At 71.7% G+C, this 18,983-nt stretch carries 19 protein-coding genes; 16 read left to right on the top strand and 3 right to left on the bottom strand.

Annotated elements, in window-relative coordinates:
* Window positions 1-2 precede the first annotated feature (2 nt).
* The 10 genes from map (at window position 3) to truA (ending at window position 6,630) form a co-directional block, all read left to right on the top strand.
* Window positions 3-857, top strand: a complete 855-nt coding sequence (gene map, locus ACFP2T_RS25975; protein ID WP_377425787.1) for a type I methionyl aminopeptidase — start codon at window positions 3-5, stop codon at window positions 855-857.
* A 118-nt stretch (window positions 858-975) separates the two neighbouring features.
* Window positions 976-1,551 (top strand): DUF1707 SHOCT-like domain-containing protein, encoded by a 576-nt coding sequence (locus ACFP2T_RS25970; protein ID WP_377425785.1) that lies wholly within the window; start codon window positions 976-978, stop codon window positions 1,549-1,551.
* A 214-nt stretch (window positions 1,552-1,765) separates the two neighbouring features.
* The gene (gene infA, locus ACFP2T_RS25965) at window positions 1,766-1,987 is read left to right on the top strand and encodes a translation initiation factor IF-1 (RefSeq protein WP_007073013.1); all 222 of its coding nucleotides are present in this window, start codon (window positions 1,766-1,768) and stop codon (window positions 1,985-1,987) included.
* A 130-nt stretch (window positions 1,988-2,117) separates the two neighbouring features.
* Window positions 2,118-2,231, top strand: a complete 114-nt coding sequence (gene rpmJ / locus ACFP2T_RS25960) for a 50S ribosomal protein L36 (protein WP_043965539.1) — start codon at window positions 2,118-2,120, stop codon at window positions 2,229-2,231.
* Window positions 2,232-2,462: 231 nt separating this feature from the next.
* Complete coding sequence (gene rpsM, locus ACFP2T_RS25955) at window positions 2,463-2,843, top strand: 30S ribosomal protein S13 (RefSeq protein ID WP_192765382.1); 381 nt, start codon at window positions 2,463-2,465, stop codon at window positions 2,841-2,843.
* A 21-nt stretch (window positions 2,844-2,864) separates the two neighbouring features.
* Window positions 2,865-3,272, top strand: a complete 408-nt coding sequence (gene rpsK, locus ACFP2T_RS25950) for a 30S ribosomal protein S11 (protein ID WP_030329919.1) — start codon at window positions 2,865-2,867, stop codon at window positions 3,270-3,272.
* A gap of 16 nt (window positions 3,273-3,288) precedes the next feature.
* Window positions 3,289-3,915 carry a 30S ribosomal protein S4 gene (gene rpsD / locus ACFP2T_RS25945; protein WP_196203006.1) on the top strand — a complete coding sequence of 209 codons (627 nt, stop codon included), beginning with the start codon at window positions 3,289-3,291 and terminating at the stop codon, window positions 3,913-3,915.
* A gap of 117 nt (window positions 3,916-4,032) precedes the next feature.
* A complete protein-coding gene (locus tag ACFP2T_RS25940) occupies window positions 4,033-5,055 on the top strand; it encodes a DNA-directed RNA polymerase subunit alpha (RefSeq protein WP_192765380.1) in 1,023 nt (340 codons plus the stop codon).
* A 68-nt stretch (window positions 5,056-5,123) separates the two neighbouring features.
* Window positions 5,124-5,684 carry a 50S ribosomal protein L17 gene (gene rplQ / locus ACFP2T_RS25935; RefSeq protein ID WP_377425780.1) on the top strand — a complete coding sequence of 187 codons (561 nt, stop codon included), beginning with the start codon at window positions 5,124-5,126 and terminating at the stop codon, window positions 5,682-5,684.
* Between the two features lie 115 nt (window positions 5,685-5,799).
* Complete coding sequence (truA, locus tag ACFP2T_RS25930) at window positions 5,800-6,630, top strand: tRNA pseudouridine(38-40) synthase TruA (RefSeq protein WP_377426220.1); 831 nt, start codon at window positions 5,800-5,802, stop codon at window positions 6,628-6,630.
* A 71-nt stretch (window positions 6,631-6,701) separates the two neighbouring features.
* On the opposite strand, the gene ACFP2T_RS25925 is transcribed toward truA, so the two are convergent.
* Entirely contained in the window at window positions 6,702-7,469 is a 768-nt protein-coding gene (locus ACFP2T_RS25925) for a hypothetical protein (protein ID WP_377425777.1), read from the bottom strand.
* A 1,929-nt stretch (window positions 7,470-9,398) separates the two neighbouring features.
* Between ACFP2T_RS25925 and ACFP2T_RS25920 the strand changes: the two genes are divergently transcribed.
* From ACFP2T_RS25920 to ACFP2T_RS25900, 5 genes are all read left to right on the top strand, one after another.
* Window positions 9,399-10,004 (top strand): class I SAM-dependent methyltransferase, encoded by a 606-nt coding sequence (locus ACFP2T_RS25920; RefSeq protein WP_377426217.1) that lies wholly within the window; start codon window positions 9,399-9,401, stop codon window positions 10,002-10,004.
* A 101-nt stretch (window positions 10,005-10,105) separates the two neighbouring features.
* Window positions 10,106-11,788: an ABC-F family ATP-binding cassette domain-containing protein gene (locus tag ACFP2T_RS25915; RefSeq protein WP_377425775.1), complete on the top strand. Its 1,683-nt coding sequence runs from the start codon at window positions 10,106-10,108 to the stop codon at window positions 11,786-11,788.
* 74 nt (window positions 11,789-11,862) lie between these two features.
* A complete protein-coding gene (locus ACFP2T_RS25910) occupies window positions 11,863-12,936 on the top strand; it encodes a lysylphosphatidylglycerol synthase domain-containing protein (protein WP_377425772.1) in 1,074 nt (357 codons plus the stop codon).
* 45 nt (window positions 12,937-12,981) lie between these two features.
* Window positions 12,982-14,301 (top strand): glycosyltransferase, encoded by a 1,320-nt coding sequence (locus ACFP2T_RS25905; protein ID WP_377425770.1) that lies wholly within the window; start codon window positions 12,982-12,984, stop codon window positions 14,299-14,301.
* The gene (locus ACFP2T_RS25900; RefSeq protein WP_377425768.1) at window positions 14,298-15,134 is read left to right on the top strand and encodes a class I SAM-dependent methyltransferase; all 837 of its coding nucleotides are present in this window, start codon (window positions 14,298-14,300) and stop codon (window positions 15,132-15,134) included. Before ACFP2T_RS25905 ends, ACFP2T_RS25900 begins: the two co-directional genes overlap by 4 nt.
* Window positions 15,135-15,174: 40 nt before the next feature.
* Here ACFP2T_RS25900 and ACFP2T_RS25895 read toward each other — a convergent pair whose 3' ends face one another.
* Entirely contained in the window at window positions 15,175-16,797 is a 1,623-nt protein-coding gene (locus tag ACFP2T_RS25895) for an ArnT family glycosyltransferase (RefSeq protein WP_377425765.1), read from the bottom strand.
* A 5-nt stretch (window positions 16,798-16,802) separates the two neighbouring features.
* The gene (locus ACFP2T_RS25890) at window positions 16,803-17,789 is read right to left on the bottom strand and encodes a glycosyltransferase family 2 protein (RefSeq protein WP_377425762.1); all 987 of its coding nucleotides are present in this window, start codon (window positions 17,787-17,789) and stop codon (window positions 16,803-16,805) included.
* A 237-nt stretch (window positions 17,790-18,026) separates the two neighbouring features.
* On the opposite strand from ACFP2T_RS25890, the gene ACFP2T_RS25885 reads away from it, so the two are divergent.
* Window positions 18,027-18,974, top strand: a complete 948-nt coding sequence (locus tag ACFP2T_RS25885) for an aldo/keto reductase (protein WP_377426215.1) — start codon at window positions 18,027-18,029, stop codon at window positions 18,972-18,974.
* The last annotated feature ends 9 nt before the right edge of the window (window positions 18,975-18,983 follow it).

The following is an 18,983-nucleotide window of genomic DNA, read 5'->3' as shown; positions in this document are numbered from 1 at the left end:
TCATGCGCCGTTCCCAGCTGGACATCCAGCTGAAGACCCCGGAGCAGATCGACCTGATGCGGGCCGCCGGGCTCGTCGTCGCGGCGGCCCTGGACCGGATGCGCGCGGCCGTGGCGCCGGGCGTCTCCACCGCCGACCTCGACGAGATCGCCGAGTCGGTGATCCGCGAGGCCGGAGCCGTCCCCTCCTTCAAGGGCTACCACGGCTTTCCCGCGTCGATCTGCTCGTCCGTCAACGAGCAGGTCGTGCACGCGATCCCGGCCAAGAGCCAGGTGCTCCGCGACGGCGACCTGATCTCCATCGACTGCGGTGCCGTGCTGGACGGCTGGCACGGCGACGCCGCGATCACGGTCGGCGTCGGCGAGGTGCGGCCGGAACTGCTCCGGATGGCGACGGTGGCCGAGGACGCGATGTGGGCCGGGATCCGCGCCGCCGCGCGCGGCATGCTCAGCGGGCGGGGCCGGCTGACCGACATCTCGTACGCGGTGGAGCGTGCGGTCCGGGCCGCCGGCCGGTACGGCATCGTGGAGGGGTACGGCGGGCACGGCATCGGCACCGAGATGCACCAGGATCCGCACGTGCTCAACCACGGTCGACCGGGCCGTGGGCCGCGTCTGGTGCAGGGGCTGGCGCTGGCGATCGAGCCGATGCTGACCATGGGCTCGCCCCGGACGGTGGAACTCGACGACGGCTGGACGGTGGTCACCCGGGACGGGTCGGTCGCGGCCCACGTCGAGCACTCGATGGCACTGCTGGAGGACGGCGTCTGGGTGTTGACCGCGTCGGATGGTGGTCGGGCCCGGCTCGGTGACCTGGTGACCGCCCGGGAGCCCGCTGAGTCCTCCTCAGCCGGCTAGCGGCCCACTCCGGTAGGGGGCCTGGTCCCCCCTTCCGCGCCGATCGCGGGAGCCGGAGCCGACGGTCGGACGATCGCTCGGCGATCCGGGGCTTCGCGGATGTTGGACCGGTGGTGGCATGCTCGTAGTCATGGACCGGCGGGAGCAGATGCGCGCTGCGGACTCGGATCGGGCGGCCGTGGCCGAGCAACTTCTCCGGGCGCTGAACGAGGGCCGGCTCGACCTGGCCGAGTACGAGGACCGGCTGCAACGGGTGTACGCCGCGAAGACGTACGGGGATCTCAACAGCAGCGGGTTGCTCGACGACCTGCCGGGGACGGTGCCGGTCGGCCAGGCACAGGTGGTGCCGATCGGCGAGGGCGGCGCACCGGGCCTGGTGCCGGGTCCGGACGGCCGCTACCCGGGCGCGACGCGGAACTGGCTGGCCGAGACCTGGAACGGCTACTTCGGCGTCGTGACGATCGTCGTGACCATCTGGGCGATCACCTCCCTGGTCTCCGCCGAGTTGCTCTACTTCTGGCCGATCTGGGTGGGTGGACCGTGGGGGGCCGTGCTGCTGCTCGGTACCGTACGCGGGCTGGCGACCGGGGAGCCGCAGCGTTGGGCCGCCAGGCGGGCGGCGAAGCGGCAGGCCAAGATCGAGAAGCGGAATCGCTGGCGCGCTGAGCAGGCCGAAGAGGGCGAACCCGCCTGATATAGTCGCGTTCGTCCGGTCAGCCAGCCCGAGAGTCCCCGGGTTGGCGCTGACGTGCGGGCGCGCGTACACTGGCAGATCGGCGCACAGCGTCCACTCCGGCATGCCCACCCGCGCTTCGGTGGGGCCGGAGCCGCGGCTGGCTCGGGTGCACTCCACCCGGGAAAGGCGTTGTGAGCCGTCCGGAGTAACCGACGTCAGGACAGCGGAGGACATGCCGAAAAAAGACGGAGCCATCGAGATCGAGGGCCGGGTGATCGAGCCACTCCCGAACGCCATGTTCCGGGTGGAGCTCGCCAATGGTCACAAGGTGCTGGCTCACATCAGCGGCAAGATGCGGCAGCACTACATCCGCATCCTGCCCGAGGACCGGGTCGTCGTTGAACTTTCACCGTACGACCTGACCCGAGGGCGCATCGTCTACCGCTACAAGTGAACATTGCCGGGCCGGCCCGTCGGTCCGGGAAGTTTGCGAATCGCCTGATGACGGCCGGGTGTCCGTGTCCGTCCTCAAGACTCGTCGGCGTCAGCGCGCTGCCGGGCAAAGATGGGAAAGTAAGGCAACCGTGAAGGTCAAGCCGAGCGTCAAGCGGATCTGCAACAAGTGCCGGGTTATCCGCCGGCACGGCCGGGTCATGGTGATCTGCAGCGACCCGCGCCACAAGCAGCGCCAGGGCTGATCCGTGTCCGCCGGCCGGGAGAACGGGCCGGCGGAGCAGACGGAACAGCCGGGTCGTAGATCCGTACAACAACACAAGCTCGTCCCAGCCGCGAGCAGCGAAGATCGCCTAGCATGCGTGACCCGCAGTCGTGGCTGACCCCCGGTCGGAGGCCGGGGCCCGTCGGTTCAGGGCAGGCGGGGTGGGGCGGGTCCACACCTCCGTGAGAAAACATGAGGAGTACGCCCGCACATGGCACGGCTAGCTGGCGTCGATCTTCCCCGCGACAAGCGGCTGGAGATCGCGCTCACCTACATTTTCGGGGTCGGACGGACCCGGGCGGTCGAGACGCTCGCCGCCACCGGCATCTCCCCGGACAAGCGCGCCAAGGACCTCACGGACGAGGAGCTGGTCCAGCTCCGGAACCACATCGAGGCCAACTACAAGGTAGAGGGCGACCTGCGCCGCGAGGTCGCCGCTGACATCCGCCGCAAGGTCGAGATCGGCTGCTACGCGGGCATCCGGCACCGCCGGGGACTGCCCGTTCGTGGCCAGCGGACCCGTACCAACGCGCGGACCCGGAAGGGCCCGAAGCGGACCGTCGCCGGCAAGAAGAAGCCCGGCAAGAAGTAATAACTAGGAGCGCACAGACTTATGCCACCGAAGGCTCGTGCCGGGGCCGCCGTCAAGAAGGTCCGGCGCAAGGAACGCAAGAACGTCGCCCACGGGCAGGCGCACATCAAGAGCACCTTCAACAACACCATCGTCTCCATCACGGACCCGACCGGTGCGGTCATCTCCTGGGCCTCCGCCGGCCAGGTTGGCTTCAAGGGGTCCCGCAAGTCGACTCCGTTCGCCGCGCAGCTGGCCGCCGAGGCCGCCGCGCGTCGGGCCATGGAGCACGGCATGCGCAAGGTCGACGTGTTCGTCAAGGGTCCCGGCTCCGGCCGGGAGACAGCCATCCGTTCGCTGCAGGCCGTCGGTCTGGAGGTCGGCCAGATCGCCGACGTCACGCCGCAGCCGCACAACGGGTGCCGTCCGCCGAAGCGTCGTCGGGTCTGAGAGGTAGTAGACAAAGATGGCTCGTTACACCGGTCCCGACTGCCGCCGTTGCCGTCGGGAGAAGATGAAGCTGTTCCTCAAGGGCAGCAAGTGCGATGGCCCGAAGTGCCCGTTCGAGTCCCGGCCGTTCCCGCCCGGGCAGCACGGTCGTGGGCGTACCAAGGAGACCGAGTACCTGCTCCAGCTTCGTGAGAAGCAGAAGGCCCGCCGGGTGTACGGCGTGCTGGAGAAGCAGTTCCGCGGTTACTACGAGGAGGCCGTCGCCAAGAAGGGCAAGACCGGCGAGATCCTCCTGCAGATCCTCGAGTCGCGGCTCGACAACGTCGTGTACCGGTCCGGCCTGGCGAAGTCGCGTGACCACGCGCGGCAGCTCGTCAAGCACGGTCACCTGACGGTGAACGGCCGCAAGGTCGACATCCCGTCGTACCGGGTCAAGGAGCACGACATCGTCGAGGTCCGGGCCAAGTCCAAGGAGATGACGCCGTTCATCGTGGCGCAGGCCGAGGCTGGCTCGAAGACCGTCCCGGCATGGCTGGAGGCGATCCCGAGCCAGATGAAGGTGCTGGTCCACTCGCTTCCGGCCCGGGGTGTCATCGACACCCAGGTCCAGGAGCAGCTGATCGTCGAGCTCTACTCGAAGTAGTTCTCCGGCATCGCCGGTGGTTGGCTCCGGTGGGCGCGTGCCCGACCGGAGCCAACCACCGAGTGCCGAACAGTTTGGGCATCAAATAGCGGGTGCCCCGAACGAAAAGGAAACAACATGCTCATCACCCAGCGGCCGACCCTCACCGAGGAGTCGATCAGCGAGACCCGGTCCCGGTTCACCATCGAGCCGCTCGAGCCGGGTTTCGGTTACACCCTGGGCAACTCCCTGCGGCGTACCCTGCTCTCCTCGATCCCCGGCGCGGCCGTCACGTCGATCAAGGTCGACGGCGTGCTGCACGAGTTCACCACCATTCCGGGCGTCAAGGAGGACGTGGTCGAGCTCGTCATGAACGTGAAGGAGCTCTGCGTCAGCTCCGACCACGACGAGCCGGTCAGCATGTACCTGCGCAAGCAGGGCCCCGGCGACGTCACCGCCGGTGACATCCAGCCTCCGGCCGGTGTCTCCGTGCACAACGCCGACCTGAAGCTCGCCACCCTGAACGGCAAGGGCCGGCTCGACATGGAGCTGACCGTCGAGCGGGGTCGCGGTTACGTCACCGCGGCGCAGAACAAGCAGGCCGGTGCCGAGATCGGCCGGATCCCGGTTGACTCGATCTACTCGCCGGTGCTGAAGGTGACGTACCGGGTCGAGGCGACCCGGGTCGAGCAGCGTACCGACTTCGACCGCCTGATCATCGACGTCGAGACCAAGGCGTCGATCGGGCCGCGTACCGCGCTCGCCTCCGCCGGTTCCACCCTGGTCGAACTCTTCGGGCTGGCCCGGGAGCTGGACGAGAGCGCCGAGGGCATCGACATCGGCCCGTCGCCGCAGGACGCGCAGCTGGCCGCCGACCTGGCGCTGCCGATCGAGGAGCTCGACCTCACGGTCCGCTCCTACAACTGCCTCAAGCGCGAGGGCATCAACACGGTTGGCGAGCTCATCGGGCGTACCGAGGCCGATCTGCTCGACATTCGGAACTTCGGTCAGAAGTCGATCGACGAGGTCAAGATGAAGCTCGCGGGCATGGGGCTGGGCCTGAAGGACTCGGCGCCCAACTTCGACCCGGCGCACGTCGTGGACTCCTTCAGCGAGGCGGACTACGACACCGACGACTACCGCGAGACCGAGCAGCTTTAGTCCGGGGCTAGCCGGAGATCCGGCCACCCACTGGAGATCCGGCCACCCACTATTGAGGAGCACCAAGAATGCCCACGCCCACCAAGGGCTCCCGCCTCGGCGGTAGCCCCGCGCACGAGCGGCTGATCCTGGCCAACCTGGCCACCGCGCTGTTCCAGCACGGCCGAATCACCACGACCCACACCAAGGCCAAGCGGCTGCGCCCGCTCGCGGAGCAGCTCATCACCAAGGCCAAGCGGGGCGACCTGGCGGCCCGCCGCCGGGTGCTGACCGTCGTACGGGACAAGGACGTGGTCTTCAACCTGTTCGACCAGATCGCGCCCCGGTTCGCCAACCGCAACGGTGGCTACACCCGGATCGTGAAGACCGTCCCGCGCAAGGGCGACAACGCGCCGATGGCCATCATCGAGCTGGTCGAGGAACTGGTCGTCGCGCCGGAGGCCCCGGCGAAGAAGACGGCCGCGCGCAAGGCGGCACAGCAGAACAAGGTCGAGGCGCTCGCCCCGGACGAGGAGACCCCGCGTGCCTCGTCAAGCGCCGACCAGGACGCCGAGGCACCGGAGTCGGTCTCCGGTGACACCGCGGCGGCCCGGGAGGACACGGACGAGGCGGACAACAGCAAGTCCTGAGTACGGACCCGCCGTGGCCCGGCATCCCTCGCGGGGTGTCGGGCCACGGCATTTTCCCAGCCGGTTCATCGAGCAGCAGGTGGTCGTGGAGCAGCAGATGGTCGTCGAACACGAGGTGGACGGAAACACCCGGGTACGGCTGGACGTCGCCTACGCCGGAGCCGACTTCTCCGGCTGGGCCGCCCAGCCCGGTCGACGTACCGTCGCGGGGGTTCTGACCGACGCGCTCGGGATGATCGTCGGAGCGGGTCGGGCGACGGGGCTGACCGTGGCGGGGCGTACCGACGCCGGGGTGCACGCCACCGGACAGGTCTGTCACGTCGACCTGCCGACCGGGGTGTGGCGACAGTGGTCGGAGACGCTGCTGCGCCGGCTCGCCGGAGTGCTTCCTCCCGATGTCCGGGTACGCGCCGTCACCGAGGTGCCGGCCGAGTTCGACGCCCGGTTCTCCGCGACCTTCCGCCGGTACGAGTACCGGGTCACCGACGCGCCGTACGGCGCCGAGCCGCTGCGCCGGCACGAGGTGCTCGCCTGGCCCCGTCCACTGGACCTGGCGGCGTTGAACCGCGCGGCGGCGGGACTGGTCGGCGAGCACGACTTCGCGGCGTACTGCCGGCGCAAGGAGCACGCGACGACGGTGCGGGAACTGACCCGGCTGGACTGGCGGCGGGACCCGGACGGCGTACTGGTCGCGACCGTGCAGGCCGACGCGTTCTGTCAGTCGATGGTGCGGAGCCTGGTCGGGGCGATGCTGGTGGCCGGTGACGGGCGACGTCCGGTCGAATGGCCGGGCGGCCTGCTCGGGCGCCGGGAGCGGGCCAGCGAGGTGACCGTCGCACCGCCGCACGGGCTCGCCCTGGTCGCGGTCGGCTACCCGGAGAACGCGGCCGAGTACGCGAGCCGGGCACTACGGACCCGTCGGCTGCGCCTGCCCGCGTCGTCCTGACCCGACGGCGGCCACGACGGCCGGCGTCGCCCTCTGTCGTCGCGGCCCTCTGTCGTCGAGGAACCGCGCGTCTAGTTGGGGGACTGCGCGGGGTCGGCTGGCGCGGACGGCGCGGTGGCGCGCTGCTCCAGGACCTTGCCCCGCAGGTGTGCCTCGATCATGTCGGTGAGGACCTGCCGGGCGAAGACGTCCTCTTCGCCGATGGTGCTGCCGTTGGCCTTGGCGACGACACAGTAGATCAGGAAGTGCCCGCGTTCGTGCCAGCCGGCCTGCGCCGAGTCGCGCGTGACGGCCTCGGTGCCCCGACCAGCGGACAGGCCCAGGAAACGCCCCTTCTTGCCGGCCACGATCGGCTCGATCTTCTCGTGTGCCGAACTCGCCCCTGCCGCGTCCGTCAGGTTGACGATGCCGGCCGTCGCCAGGTACGCGCCGGTGGGAGAGCGTACGGTGCCCCGGACGAACTGGCTGCATCCGAGGTCGACCAGGAGGGCGCCGAGTTCACCGTCGGCGGCCAACTCGCAGTCCTCCGACGCCTGCGTCTTGAGCAGCTCGTACTTCGATTCCTCGGCGGCGATCACGACTTCCTTGCCGGGGAACACCTCTTTGACGGTGAGCGGCGTCGGATCGGCGGCCCGGGAGCTGATGTCCCGGGTCAGGTTGGCCGGCGGCGGTGTGCTGTCGGCGGTACGGGCGTCCCGACCGTATGGCTCGTCGACCACGAAGAAGTAGGAACTCAGCCCGCAGATTCCGAGTAGCACTAGTACGCCGAGCGAGCCGACGACCCACTGCCAGGTTCGTTTGGAGGTCCGCAGCGCCCCTCCGGCGGCCCCGGACGGCACGAGCGCGGTCGAGGGTGCCTCGGCCGGTTTGGTCGGCGTGGCGACCGTCTTGACGGCCGGCGCGGGTGCCGGTGCCGGCGCGCGATCCGGACCCGCCGGTCGGGCCGGGGGCTGCGACCGTGGTGCGGTCGGCGGCGCGGAGCGTGCGCCCGGTGCCGGCCCGGGCCGGGCGCCGCCGGGTGGTCCGGAGCGTGGTCCGACGGGTGATCCTGGCGGGCGGTCCAGGGGTGCGGCGCCGGGTGGTCCGGAGCGGGCGGCGTCGGGTGGTCCGGAGCGGGCGCCGCCGGGTGGTCCGGATCGGGCGCCCGGGGCCGGTCCGGAGCGGGTACCGGGGGCCGGTGGCCCGGAGCGGACGCCGCCGGGTGGTCCGGAGCGTGGTCCGACGGGTGATCCCGGTGGGCGGTCCAGGGGTGCGGCGCCGGGTGGTCCGGAGCGGGCGGCGCCGGGTGGTCCGGAGCGTGGTCCGACCGGTGATCCCGGTGCCCGGTCCGGTGGCGCGGCGCCGGGTGGTCCGGTGCGCCCGGATCTGCCCCGCTCACCGACGGGTCGGGGACCACCTTCCGCCCCGGGGCCGGTCGGTCGGGTACGCGGCGGCGGAACCGGGTTCCGGGACGCTCCGGGTTCCGGGCCCGGCCGGAGCTGTCCGGGGGAATTCCGGGTACCCGCCTGACCTGCCGGCGAGTCGGGTGGGACCGGTCTACCCGGTCGCCGCCCGGAGGGGCGCTCGCTACCCGGTGGTGGTGGCGCCGTCCGCCCCATCGACGCGCGGGGCGGCAGTCCCCGGTCATCGCGACGGTCCGCGGGTCCGGCGCCCGATGTCGGGCCCGTCCGGTCGGCCGATCTGCGTCCGGTGGATGGCGGGATGGGCTCGGGCAGGACCGGGCGGGCCGGATTCTGCTCGGCCGAGGGGGCACGGCGCTGCCGTGGTGCCGGCGTGGACCGACGACCGGACGTCCACGGCTCTTCGGGGCCGGGGCGGAACGGCGCGTCCGGTCCCATCGGATCGGGCTGGGCGCGGCGCCGGCCCCCGCCCGGGGCACGGTCTCCGGGCTCGACCGTGCGGGGTGGAAGCGAGCCCGACGTGGGGGTGCGGATCGGAGCCCTCGGCTCACCGGAGGGGCGCGGCTCGCCAATCGTCGGCGACCGTCCATCGGGGAACGGACGCGTACCGGCCGGAGCCGTCCGGTCGGCGGGAGCCGGCCTGGCGCCCGGGACCGGTTGGCCGCCGGGAACCGACCTGCCTCCCGGAACGGGCCGCCCGGCGGCACCGGGCCGACCTCCGTGGACGGGCCGATCGTCGGGGGCGGACCTGCTGCCGGGGATGGGACGACCGGGGGGCATCGACCTGCCGCCCGGAACGGGCCGACCCGGAGCATCGGGGCGGTCCGCCGGAGTGGCCAGGTGGCGTCCGCCGTCGGCCGGACGTGACGGACGACCTGGCCTGCCGAGCGGCGGATAGCCGCCGGCCGGGCCGAGGACGTCGGGTTCCGGTGCCCCGTGCCGGGATCGCCGCGACCGGCCCGGGCCGTCGGCCGACCCGGTCAGGCCGTCGGCCTGTCGGCCGTACGGGGTGGCCGGTGGACGTGGGTCCGAGATGGACGGATCGAAGGGCGGGACCGGCGGCGACCCCTCCGGCCGCTCGGCGCCGGAACGGCGCCGGGCGGCCCGTCCGGCCGGCGGACCGGCCGCCGTTTCCGGGTCGACCGAGGGCTGATCGGCGCGATCTCGCCGTGACCGTGGCGGCTCCCCGCCCGGTCCAGATCCGCGCCCGTAAACCATGTCGCACAGGGTAACGGAAATAAATGAGAGCGGGCTTCCGCGGATGAATCACGGTTGGTGAACGAGCGGGCATTTGGCCGGTAAGCGGGGCGAAGCCGGTGGCCTGACCACCGGGCAGGGCCGTCGGCACGGTAGGCGAGAATGCGTGGCGTGACCGGCGACCACTATTTCAGCATCGATCCCGCAGTCAGTGCCCAGCGGCGCGAGGTGACGTTCTCCGTCGAGGGGCACGACTACTCGTTGACCTCGTCGACCGGGGTCTTCTCCGCCGACCGGCTCGATGCGGGAACCGCCGTACTCCTGCGCAAGGCCGAGCTGCCCGGGCCGGAGACCTCGGGAGCGCTGCTCGACCTGGGCTGCGGGTACGGGCCGATCGCCTGCGTACTCGCCACCCGGGCGCCGCAGGCGCAGGTCTGGGCGGTCGACGTCAACGCCCGGGCCCGCGAACTCACGGTGGAGAACGCCGCGCGGCTCGGCGTCGCCGACCGGGTCCGGGTCAACGCGCCGGACGAGGTTCCGGACGACGTCACCTTCACCCAACTCTGGTCGAATCCGCCGATCCGGGTCGGCAAGGAGGAACTGCACGGCATGCTGCGGCGCTGGCTCCCCAGGCTGGCGCCGGACGGGGTGGCCTGGCTGGTGGTGGCCCGGCATCTCGGCGGCGACTCGCTGCAGCGCTGGCTCGTCGAGAACGACTGGCGGGTCGAGCGGCATGCCAGTCAGAAGGGTTACCGGGTGCTCCGGGTCAGCCGGTGACCGCGGCCGACGGCCCGACCCGGGCGCGCCGGCGGATGCCCGACCGGCCGGAGTGCAAAACTCGCTGTCCGTAACCGGCGCGGTTCGGGCAGGATGCCGGCGTGGGATACGTGGACGTGGCCGGAGTCGGATACACGCTGCCGGACGGCCGGCAGCTGTTCTCCGAGGTGTCCTTCCGGGTCGGTGAGGGCGCCAAGATCGCCCTGGTCGGGCCGAACGGCGCCGGCAAGACGACGCTGCTCCGGATGGTGGCCGGCGACCTGCCCACCCGAGCCGGTGCCATCGCCCGGTCCGGCGGTCTGGGCGTGATGCGGCAGTTCATCGGCATGATCGGCGACGAGTCGACGCTGCACGACCTCGTACTGTCGCTGTCGCCGCCGGCACTGCGCGCGGCGGGGGAGCGGCTCGCGGCGGCCGAGACCGCACTGCACGCCGCCGAGGTGCGCGGCAAGTTCAGCAGCGCGGCCGGCAAGGCCCAACTGGCGTACGCGGAGGCGCTGGCCGCCTGGGGCGAGGCCGGAGGGTACGACGCCGAGGTGCTCTTCGACACCGTCTCCACGATCGTGCTGGACCTGCCCTGGGAACGGAGCCGGACCCGCCCGGTACGCACGCTCTCCGGTGGCCAGCAGAAGCGGTTCGCCCTGGAGTTGCTGCTCCAGGGCGCCGACGAGGTGCTGCTGCTCGACGAGCCGGACAACTTCCTCGACGTACCGGGGAAAAGGTGGTTGGAGGGGCGGCTGCGCGAGTCGCCGAAGTCGGTGCTGTACGTCTCGCACGACCGTGAGTTGCTGGCCCGGACCGCGGACCGGGTGGTCGCCGTGGAGGGCGGCAGCGCGTGGGTGCATCCCGGCGGGTTCGACAGTTGGCACGCTGCCCGGTCCAGCCGGCACGACCGGCTGGAGGAGCAGCGTCGACGGTGGGACGAGGAGCATCAGAAGCTGCGCGAGCTGATGCTGATGTACAAGCAGAAGGCGGCCTACAACAGTGGCATGGCCTCGCGGTACCAGGCGGCGCAGACCCGGCTGCGCAAGTTCGAGGAGGCCGGGCCGCCGCCCGTACCACCGAAGGACCAGGACATCCGGATGCGGCTGACCGGCGGGCGTACCGGTAAGCGGGCCGTCGTCTGTGAACAGGTGGAGATGGAGGACCTGACCTTCCCGTTCGACCTGGAGGTCTGGTACGGCGACCGGGTCGCCGTGCTCGGCGCCAACGGAACGGGAAAGTCGCACTTCCTCCGGCTGCTCGCCCGGGGCGGCACCGACCCCGATCCGGCCAACGCACCGGTGGACGGCGCTCCGGTGCTGGCTCCGGTCCGGCATGGCGGCGTGGCCCGGCTGGGGGCGCGGGTCCGGCCCGGCCACTTCTCGCAGACGCATGACCGGCCGGAGCTGCTGGACCGCACGCTGGTCGAGGTGCTGTGGCGGGGCGACGACCATCGGGCCGGGATGGACCGACACGCCGCGATGCGGGCGTTGAACCGGTACGAACTGGCCGGGCAGGGTGATCAGCGGTTCGGGACCCTGTCCGGCGGTCAGCAGGCCCGGTTCCTGGTACTGCTGCTGGAACTGTCCGGGGCGACGCTGCTGTTGCTCGACGAGCCCACCGACAACCTGGACCTGGCCTCGGCCGAGGCCCTGGAGACCGGCCTGCGGGCCTTCGAGGGGACGGTGCTGGCGGTCACCCACGACCGGTGGTTCACCCGTTCGTTCGACCGCTTCCTGCTCTTCCGGGGCGACGGCGACGTGATCGAGACGCCGGAACCCGTCTGGGACGTCGGGGGCTGATCGTCGCCCGGCCGGTCCCGTCGGTCCCGCGTGGCCGGCGGGCCGGTGGCCCCGAGCCCGGTATCGTGCCAGCTGTGACGCTGCCCACACCCGGCAGATCGCGGTTGGTCCGGCGGATCCTGCAGGTCGGGATCACCGTGGCGTTCCTCGGCTTTCTCGGCTGGTCGCTGGCGCAGCGGTGGGCCGAGGTTCCGGAGGTACTCGCCGACCTCTCGGTCTCCGGGCTGGTACTGGCCGGGCTGGCCGCCATGGCGGGCGGCTGCTGCGGGTTCCTGGCCTGGCGGGCGATCCTGGCGGACTTCGGCGTCGACCTGCCGGCCAGCGCAGCCATGCGGATCTTCTTCGTCGGGCAGTTGGCCAAGTACGTCCCGGGCAAGGTCTGGCCGATCCTGCTCCAGGCCCGGCTGGGCCGGGGGTACGGGGTGCCGGGGCGGGCATCGGCCGCGGCGGCGCTGCTGGCCATGCTCATCACCCTGGGGACCGGCCTGCTGCTGACCGCCGGAGCGCTGCCGCTGCTCGACGACCGGGCGTTCGCGCGCTTCTGGTGGACCCTGCTGACCGTTCCGTTGGCCCTGACCGTGCTCTGGCCGCCCCTGCTCAACCGGATCATCGGCCGGCTGCTGCGGCTGACCCGCCGCGACCCGTTGCCCCGGCCGCTGACCCTGCGCGGCGTCGGTGGGGCCGTCGGCTGGTCGCTGGCGACCTGGCTCGGGTACGGCGTGCACCTCTGGGTGCTTCTCGTCGACATCGGCGCGGACGGGCCGGACCTGTTGGCCCGGTCGATCGGTGCCTTCGCCGGGTCCTGGTCGATCGGATTCTTGCTCGCCGTCGCGCCGGCCGGCGTCGGGCCAAGGGAGGTGGCGCTGCCGCTGCTGCTGGGTTCGACCGTCGCCCAGCCGGCGGCACTGGTCGTCGCGGTTGTGTCCCGGTTGCTGCTGACCGCCGCAGACCTGGCACTTCCGGTCCTGGCGGTACTCGCCGCCTGGACGCGGCGTCGGAGAGCCGGGGTGGAGGCGTCGGCCGGGGTGGTGGCGTCGGCCGGGGTGGAGACGTCGAACAGCGTGGGGAGGCCGGGCGGGATGGCGCTGTCGGACGGGCCGACCGTGGAGCGGGTGACGACGTCGGAGCCGGCGACGCGCCAGCCGTAACCACGGAACGTGCCTGAATGCCTACGGCACGCTACGCTGCTTGCCGTGCGATGGCTGGTGTTCGGCAGTTACGACGTGCGCCGACACCCTCGGGTCGGCGTGCTCATCCAGGGACTCCGGGCGGCCGGCGACGAGGTCGACGAGGTGAACGTGCCGCTGGCGCTGGACACCGCGGGGCGGGTCGCCGTACTCCAGCAGCCGTGGCGGCTCCCCGTACTCCTCGGCAAGCTGGCCCGGTGTTGGGCGCTGCTCGTCCTGCGGACCTGTCGACACCGATCCCGGCGGGCCGACGGCCCGGTCGACGCCGTGCTCGTCGGTTACCTCGGACACTTCGACGTCCGCCTGGCCCGGTGGCTCTTTCCGGGTACCCCGATCGTGCTCGACCATCTCGTCTCCGCCGTCGGAACGGCCCGGGACCGTGGACTCGCCGACGCCGACGACGGCGTCCGGGGCCGGTTGATGCGGGCGATCGACGACGGCGCGTTACGACGGGCGGATGTCGTCCTGGTGGACACGGCCGAGCACCTGGCCGGGCTGCCGAGGTCCACGAGGGACCGGGGGGTGGTCGTGCCCGTCGGCGCCGGCACCGAGTGGTTCGAGGCCGGCGCCCGCACCACCCGGCAGCGTTGGCACGGCGGACCCGCCGACGCCAGCGGTTCCTCCGCCTCCTCCTCTGTCTCCTCCGCCGGGTGGCGATTGCGGGTCGTCTTCGTCGGACTGTTCACCCCGTTGCACGGCACCCGGACCTTGGGCGCCGCCCTGGCCACGCTGGCGGCCGACGAGTCGATCGAGGTGACCATGGTCGGCAACGGCCAGGACCACCGGGCCTGCCGGCAGGCGGCCGCCGGCAATCCGCGAGTGACCTGGTACGACTGGGTGGGCTCGGCCGAGCTGCCGTCGTTCGTCGCCCAGCATCACGTCGCGCTCGGCATCTTCGGCGACACCGAGAAGGCGCGTCGGGTGGTCCCGACCAAGGTGTTCCAGGCAGCGGCGGCCGGCTGTGCCGTCGTCACCTCCGACACGGCCCCGCAGCGGCAGGCGCTCGGCGACGCGGCGCTGTTCGTACCGCCGGGCGACGTCGACGCGCTCGGTGCCGCCCTCCGTGAGCTGGCCGCCGATCCGGACCGGCTCGCCCGACTGCGGCGGGCGGCCCGACGGCGGGCTGTCGAGTGGTTCTGGCCGGCCACCGTCGTCGCACCGCTCCGGCGGCGGATGACCGCACCGGTCAGCCCGGATGCGTTCCCCGGCCAGGTCGAAGTGGACGCGGCCGATGCGGCGGATGCTGCCGCTGTGGTTGAGGCGGCCGGTGTGGTGGACGCGGACGATGTGGCGGATGCGTCCGGATCGGCGCGGGGGGTCCGATGAGCCTGTCGTCGGCCAACCCGCCGCTGCCGCCCCGGGCGGCACTGCGCTGGCACGTCGTGCGCCGGATCGTGGCGGAGCGCCGGCCCGGCAGCATCCTGGAACTCGGCTGTGGCCTCGGCTCCGTCGGCACCCGGCTGGCCCGGATGGCGACGTACACCGCGGCCGAGCCGGACCTGCGGAGCTTCCGGGTCGCCCACCGCCGGATCACCCCGCTGGGCGGGACGGTGCTGAACGGTGATCACCGGCGGGTGCCGGCATCGGGTCGGTACGACCTGGTCTGCGCGTTCGAGGTACTGGAGCACATCGCCGACGACGCGGGCGCACTGGCCGAGTGGCTGCCACTGGTCAGGCCCGACGGCCACCTGCTGCTGTCGGTGCCCGCCGACCCGCACCGGTTCGGTGCCTGGGACACGCTGGTCGGGCACTACCGGCGGTACTCCGCGGGGCAACTCCGGCAGCGGCTGCTCGACGCCGGAGCGACCGGGGTACAGGTGATCCACTATGGCTGGCCGCTCGGCTACCTGCTCGACTCGGTACGGGACCACTGGGCGGGCCGCCGTGCCACCGGATCCGGGCCGACGACGAGCCCGATCGCCGCCCGCCCGGATCCGGCGGAAGGCGCGGGTGTGCCGCCGTACGGAGAGGACGGGCCGGTGGCGGGAGCGGGCGGTACCGCCGAGGAGCGCACCCGCACGTCGGGACGGATTCTGCAACCGAGCGGCGCACTGGCCGGTGGGGCGATCCGGATGGCGGTCTCGCCGTTCGCCGTACTCCAGCGGATGCGTCCGGATCGGGGTCCGGGGCTGGTGGCGCTGGCCACCCGTCCCGGATAGGTCGAGGAGCCGGACCGGAGCGGGCCGGCGGCCGACGCTCTCAGTCGCGGACGGCGGCCCGGAGGGTGGCCACCGGAAAGAGGGCGTACGGCCCGTCCCGCGCCACGGCCCGTGCCTCGATCGACGCGGGCAACCAGTCCGGGCGCTGCCGCAGGTTCATCAGCACCAGGTCGTCGGGGCGAGCGGTCGGATCGGTACGCAACGTCTCGGCGGTGAGCATCCGGGGCGCCAGCCGCCAGTAGTAGGCGAACCAGCGTGGCGTCGTCACGCTCGTCCCGGCCACCCAGGCGTACCGCTGTCCCGCTGCCGGCGGGTGCTCGGCGACGAGCCGCCCGGCCTGGGTCGGCTCGGTCAGCAGTCGGTGCCGGACCGAACCGGCGACCAGCCCCGCGCCGAGGTACGTCCCGAGGGCGGCCCAGATCAGCACGACGGTGACCAGCCCGGCGGACCGCCGGCCCACGATCCGGGAGAGCGGCCGGGAGCCGCGCCGCGCCGCCTCCGGGCCCGGCGCCAGGGCCGTCGCCGTCGCCAGGGCCGTCGGCGGGGCCGTCGCCGGGGCGGGGGTCGGCTCCACCGGTCCGTCGACCAGGCGCTCCACGATCCGGTCGAGGAGTACGCCCATGCCGACCAACCCGACCACGAGGACCGGATACGACCAGTACGAGTGGACGTACGCCCCGTTGCTCAGCCCCAGCACCCAGGCAGCCGTGAAGCCGATCGCCATCGCCAGGTAGCCCCGGGTCCGCCGGTCCAGCAGCCCGGCGGTCGCGCCGAGCGGCAGCGCGCCGAGATACCAGACCGGAAGCAGCAGGTACGCGAAGTGCCACTGCCGGCCGAGGAACTGCGGAACGGTGTAGTCGCCGCCCGTACTGCGTAGCTCGGCCTGGCCGCCGAGCAGGCCCGCCCCGGTGACGCCGACCACGAAGGCGAGGCTGATCGCGAGCCCGGTCAGCATGCCGGCCGCCACCAGGATCGTCGTCCGGTCGATCCGCCGGGCCAGGAACAGCCACAGCCCCAGCGCGGCGGCGAACGCGATGCCGGGCCAGGACACCAGCGTGGTCAACAGGGCGGCGGCACAGGTGCCGGCGACGAGGGCGCGGCCGGGATCGGGTCGCGCGCGCAGCCGTACGACGGCGGCGGAGAGCGCCAGGATGGGGCCCAGGTCGAACATCAGCGGGCTGTAGACCCAGTAGAAGGGCGTGGCCACCATCAGCCCGACCGCGAGCAGGGTGGCCGACCAGCGGATCCCGAACCCGCGCAGCAACGCGGCGCCGGCCGGGATGATCAGCAGGGCGAGCAGGTACGGCGGCAGCCACACCCGGTATTCGGCGTCGCCGGGCAACAGTCCGGTCAACGCGGTGAGGAGATTGAGCAGGGGCGGATGGTGTGCGTACGGGGACGAGGCGTACGGCGCCCAGTCGGCACCGAACTGCGAGCCGAGGATGCCCTGCTCCTGTAGGTTCCGCTCGTGCAGGGCGTACCGCCCGACGATCCGGCCGAGGTGGTTGTCGCCGAACGGTGCGCCGAGCAGTGGTACCCAGGTCGACGCGACCACGGCGGTGATCCCGCCGACCGCGCTCCAGCCCAGCCGTTCGGTCCGACGTCCGGCGCTCGGAGCGGAAACCGAGGCGGGAGCGGAAAGCGTTACGGTCGTCGGCGACATCCCGCTCACGATCGTTTTCCGGGCGGCCAGTCGATTCTGGACCTGACGATGAGGTCGGCGAGGAGAGCCACCGCTCCGACGATCAGGCCGGCGCAGAGTAGCAGCACGGTGTTGGTGGCGATTCGGACCGGATGCGCGATCAGGTCGTAGACGACTTTTCCTGATCCAATGCCCAGCAGGAAGAGCGACGGCGGCATCAGGACCTTGAGTGGATTGAAATACATCACCATTCGGAGCACCTGGAGGATGTACCGGTAGGCGTCTCGGACGAAGTGGAACTTCGACGATCCCGACCGCCGGGAATAGGTGATCGGAAGGTAGTGCACGTCGTGCTGGTTGTGCAGAAACGCCATCGTGATGGTGGTGACGCAGGAGAATCCGGGCGGAAGCAGTCGGAGGTACGGCAGCGAGACGTCGCGCCGGAATGCCCGGAGCCCGGAGTTGAGGTCCGGGATACGGGTGCCGGCCAACCGTTCGGCGATCTTGCGGATGAGCCACTTCGCGGGAACCCGGAGAAACTTGTGTGAGCCCTGCTCGCTGGTCCGGGCGCCGACGACCTGGTCAACGTGCGGGTCGCGGAGGAGCAGCCGGACGAATTCGGGGATGCGTTCGTTCGGATAGGTCATGTCCGCGTCGGTCCAGACCACGATGTCACCACGAGCCTGTTCGGTGCCGATCCGACGCGCGGTGCCGGAGCCGCCGTTGCGGTGGAAGGCCAGTATCCGCAGCTGCGGAAAGCGGTCGGCGGCCTCGCGCAGGACCTCCAACGTGTGATCGGTGGACGCGTCGTCGATCGCCAGCAATTCGTACCGGAGACCGCTGCGGTCCATCGCCGTGGTGATGCGCTCTATCTCGGTCAGTACGTGCGCCTGCTCGTTGTAGCACGGCAGCACGATGGTCACCTCGGTCGGCGCGCTGTTGTCCCTGCTGACCTGAGCGGGGACGATGGAGGTGTCCGCGCCGGGGCGGTCGAATCGGCCGTTCACCGTCATGTGAACCCCCGCCTCCGACAGTCGCACGGCGACCATGGACGGCACGGGTTTCGTAGCGGTCGCCGAATTCGTGCCCACGATATAGCAGTTTTCGGGCTTCGCACGCGACGCGCCGCCGATGACGATATAAATGGCCATGAAACTGTTTTGTGAATGTCTTTTCCTTCGCCGGGTGTACCGACGGTGGCGGGAGGGCCGGGCCGGGACCGGGAGCATAAGGTTGATCACGTGACTGAGATGACCTACCGCCGGTTGGGCGACTCCGGGCTCGTGGTGTCCGTGGTCGGCGTCGGCTGCAACAACTTCGGCCGCAAGCTCGACGCCGCCGGCACCCGTGCGGTCGTCGACGCCGCGCTGGACGCCGGGATCAACTTCTTCGACACCGCCGACATCTACGGGGAGCCGCACGGCGGGTCGGAGGAGCAGCTCGGTGCCGCCCTGCGCGGTCGCCGGGACGACGTCGTGCTGGCGTCCAAGTTCGGCATGGACATGTCCGGGATGAACGGGCCGGACCATGGTGCCCGGGGGTCCCGGCGCTACCTCGTACGGGCGGTCGAGGCGTCCCTGCGCCGGCTGGGCACCGATCACATCGATCTCTACCAGCTTCACGAGCCCGATCCGGGTACGCCGATCGAGGAGACGCTGAGCGCGCTCGACGACCTCGTACGGGCGGGGAAGGTCCGCTACCTCGGCAACTCGAACTTCAGCGGCTGGCAGATCGCCGACGCGGCGTGGACGGCGCGCACCCGGGGGTTCACGCCGTTCGTCAGCGCCCAGAACCACTACAGCCTGCTGCATCGCGAGGTAGAGGCCGAGGTGGTGCCGGCCGCCCAGCGGTTCGGCCTCGGCCTGCTGCCCTTCTTCCCGCTCGCCGACGGACTGCTCACCGGCAAGTACAAGCGGGGAGCCGACGCGCCGTCGGGCAGCCGCCTGGCCGGCAGCGCTCCGCGCTACGCCGCGCGCCTGGCGTCCGCCCCGTGGGACACCATCGAGGCGATCGAGAAGTACGCGGCCGAGCGCGGTCTCTCCCTACTGGACGTGGCGATCGGTGGCCTGGCCGCCCAGCCCGCGGTGACGTCGGTGATCGCCGGCGCGACCACCCCCGACCAGGTGCACGCCAACGCCCAAGCCGCCCGCTGGCACCCCACCCCCACCGACCTGGCGGCCCTGCTCACCCTCCTCTAGCGCCCGGAG

It is taken from the genome of Plantactinospora solaniradicis, assembly GCF_042658085.1.
Lineage (GTDB): Bacteria > Actinomycetota > Actinomycetes > Mycobacteriales > Micromonosporaceae > Plantactinospora > Plantactinospora solaniradicis.
The sequence above is the reverse complement of the archived record's forward strand: the minus strand, read 5'-3'. Positions and strand labels throughout refer to the sequence as shown.